Here is a 3,529-nt window from a genome sequence, read left to right as displayed (position 1 = left end):
GTGTGGCGGCCAAGAAGGCTAGCAGCCCTCCCTTGAGGGCTGGTCTATTTAAGCCGGACATAAGGTGTGACAGGTCATATCCGCGAATGATATGCAAAGCATGGATGAGTCAACAGCCAATGTCTGTTTTGCGGCACGCGTAGGCTACGCCCCCTTTGGGTCGGAAGGAGCCGGTGACCTTCCGTAAGAGCAGTCGGTCACCGCATTCGATGGGCCCATCGCCACCGGATCGACCGCTAACGAACCTGTGGCGGTCTTACGTGCTGACCGCCGCCGAGTGACCGTTCTTGAGCGTTGCCGTCATTCGACTGGTGGGCCTGAGCGTCCGCAACCAGCCTTTAGCAGCCATCTCGGCAGACCGTTTCGCAGCGTCAGGAGCCGTTCGTGGTCGGCCTGCCTGCTCACGGTAGGCATTGGTAAGCTGACACTCGGTCCGGCCGCCGCTACTGGCTTGAACGACCGCTATGCGAGGCACAGCTGACCAAGAGTTGCGATTGGGCGGATCCGCTGCTTGAACGACTGCTTACCCGCCGTGCGAACTAACACGTGCCGCACGTGGAGCGTTGCCCACCTGTGTGCCGCGAATGAACGATGGCTCAGGGCTGATCGATGGTCAATGCGATCAGATCCTGCTGTTGTGAATCGAAGTACACCGTGTGAAGTGCGCCCGTCGCATCAATGGCCATCGGAGCCAAGAAAGCTTGGTCCAGCATGTTCAGATTGATGAGCGTTTTGGCTGTCCAGCTTGATCCGCTTCGGTAGGCATAGCTCACATAGCCTTCTCCTGCGTTGTAGTAGGCCATCACGCGTCCCAGCTTGGGATCTGTGATCATCGATATGCCTCTGAAAATGCCCGTGGCGACTGTCTCCGAGTGCCAGCCTGAGCCATCTTTGCTGGCATAGATCAACTTGTCCCACGTGCCGACAGATCCGCGATCAATCCGGTAGGCCAGTGCCACCGTGCCGTCCGTTTTGGCGTCCACCCAGCAATCGCTCCCTGAAGAGATCGCGGGGGCGACGTTCTCGAATTGCCAGACCGTGGCGCCGCTGGCCAGCTTGGCCAGCCACAGCCCTTGGCGGATGGTATTGGAGCTGTAGTTGTCCGAGTCGATGCAGGCGTAGACATCCCCGCTGGGCGCAACACTCAAGCGTCCCTTGCCAGCGATGTTCCATTGCACTGACACGACCTGATTGCTGACCCATGTGCCAGACACATTGGTGGCATGCATCCAGGCCGACTGTCTCGTATCGATATACAGCATGTTGACGGCACCACCGACATCGAGCGCCATGGAAAAAGACCCAAAGGACGTTGGTGAGACCGTGTCCACCCGCCATGCACCACCCAGCTTGTGCACATGCTGCAATGCATAGCTTGTCGAGTCCAGGTAAGCGATGTGGATCTCGCCGCTGGCACCCACGGCGATCACGGTCTGGCTGTTCATGTCCACGTTTTGGGCGGCGACCTCCGAGTGCCAGCCGCCATTGACCTGGGTTGCATAGCGCAAGGTACGGTCCGCAGCATTCCAGTAGCTGATATGTTGGGAACCTGCGGCATCCATGGTCATGTTGGAGAATTGACCGACTGGCTTGAGGCTGGCCACCTGCTCTGTGGTCCATGCGCCATTTGCAAACGTCGCATAGTTGACGTTGCCGCTCTGCACCCCGACCGAGTAAAAAGAGCTGGGCGAGCCGCTGGTGGTGTCAGTGCTGAGCAGTGAGCCCACGGCGCCAAATGGCATGCTGAGTGGCGTCCAGGTCGATCCGATCTTTTGAGTGAATGTCGATCCGGAGAAGTAGCCGACGTGCTGGTCGTCAACGTAGCGAAAGCGGATGGCCTCGCTACCGACGCCGCCATCGGCCAGCTCAGATTGCCACTGGCCGTTCGATTTAGTGAAGTAGCCCACGTGGTCTCTGGACGGACAGGGGCCTGCGCAGAATTGAGAGCCGTAAAGAATGTTGGTATAGGCATAAAGCACATGCGGGTTGCCAAGTGCATCGGCCACCAGGTCTAGACTGTTGGGTCGAACCCCGCCTGCCGATTGCAACTGGGCCGATTGCCAGGTGCCGCTTGCATTGCTCGCATAGTAGATGGCCGACGACTCGAAAGATGCATAGTCATCCCTGCTGAAAACGATGTGGGCATGGCCGCTGGCGTCCAGTGCCAGCTTGACCAGTTCGGGCGATGCCGAGGCCAGACTCGCCGAGCCCAGTCCGTTCGCGCTTGGAGTCGTGAAGGTATCCCAGGCCCACACCCCGTTCACTGTGCTGCCATACGCAAAGGTTGTGGCAGACCTGACGGTGATGACGTGCAGTCCACCTGCGGCGTCGACCACATAGTCGGCGGCATAGATCGACTCGATCACCCATGCGCCTGTGGCGTTGCTCGCGTACTGCCACCCATTCGCATCGGTAAAGAAGAGGTGGAAAGCGCCATGGGCATCCACAAAGACCTTCTTTAGCCAGACACCGCTGGACGCTATGCCTGCCACTGAATCCGCATGCCATCCCGAGGTATCGCGGACAAAGTGATAAAGATGATCGCCGCCTACAAAGAGGTGGACATGCCCGCTCGAGTCCAGCGCGCTGAGCACATTGGAATAAGCCGGACCATCAAGGATGGTCTGGCGCACCGGGCTCACGGAGGCCGGGGTCGCTGGCACGCTGCCGCCTACGGACGCGAGCAGATGGCGTTGGGCCGCGTCGGTCGAAACCAGCTGTCGTGTGTCCGCGAAAACTTGCTTGTCGTTGAGTTTCTGGAGCGCTGCAACCAGTGCAGGCGAGTTGCCAAAAGCGGGATTGGAAAAATCCAGAGAGGCAGACGCCAGTGCGGTATGGGCAGCGGGGGGAATGGTGATGCCATTGTCCGGGTTGCCATCGGCATCCAGCGTTTGCAGAAAACGTGCGATATTGGTGACGATTGGGTTGCTCACACTCTGGTTGTCGGACACCAGGTCACTCGGGATGACGAGTGGCGCACCGGCGGCCGTTCCGATCACGACGCCGCCCACCGACAGCGTCACGCGCTCGCCGCTGAGGTAGTGAAACGTGCCGTTGGCGTCGGTCAATCCAGATTGTGTGGCCGTTGTATAGCGCAGGCCCTGTACATAACTGTCCTTGAACTGGCCGCTCTGCACGGCCTGGGCGTCATTGCCGGAGCTGGCGTCTGATCCACCGCCGCCACACGAGGCGAGCCCCCCGCATATCAGGACAAGAAACAGTTTGGCGATGATCGCCACTCGAAGGTTTCGCATTTCAATCCCTGGTTTTGGCCGGGCGGGATCTCGTGCGAGAACGCCAAGCTTGTATGTGTAGCTGCTTCTTTTGGCGGGCGTGGCCCGACATGTCGCGCAACGATGCCGCTTGCGTGACGGGCAGAGTATGCCGCTGGCTCAAGCCGTTGGTGCGCGCCCCCCTTCGAGTGAGGGGGCGGTCAACGCATGGCAGGCACCGATATTGGTCGCTGGCGGCGTCCCGCCAGCGCCTTGAGCGCTGCGGAGTTGGCCGTCAAACGGGCTGGGCGGCCTTG

1 protein-coding gene is annotated in these 3,529 nt (G+C 60.0%); it reads right to left on the bottom strand.

Translation table 11 applies throughout. The features are described 5' to 3' along the window. Positions 1–596: 596 nt before the first annotated feature. On the bottom strand, positions 597–3,254 hold the full coding sequence (locus EPO09_RS15720) for a hypothetical protein (RefSeq protein WP_290644273.1): 2,658 nt from the start codon (positions 3,252–3,254) through the stop codon (positions 597–599). Between the last annotated feature and the right edge of the window lie 275 nt (positions 3,255–3,529).

This window comes from Aquabacterium sp. (assembly GCF_004297345.1).
Lineage (GTDB): Bacteria > Pseudomonadota > Gammaproteobacteria > Burkholderiales > Burkholderiaceae_C > Aquabacterium.
The sequence above is the reverse complement of the archived record's forward strand: the minus strand, read 5'-3'. Positions and strand labels throughout refer to the sequence as shown.

What these genes read in the sequence shown, in the direction of transcription:
- EPO09_RS15720 (WP_290644273.1), bottom strand. Translation starts at nt 3,254, where the DNA reads ATGCGAAACCTTCGAGTGGCGATCATCGCCAAACTGTTTCTTGTCCTG.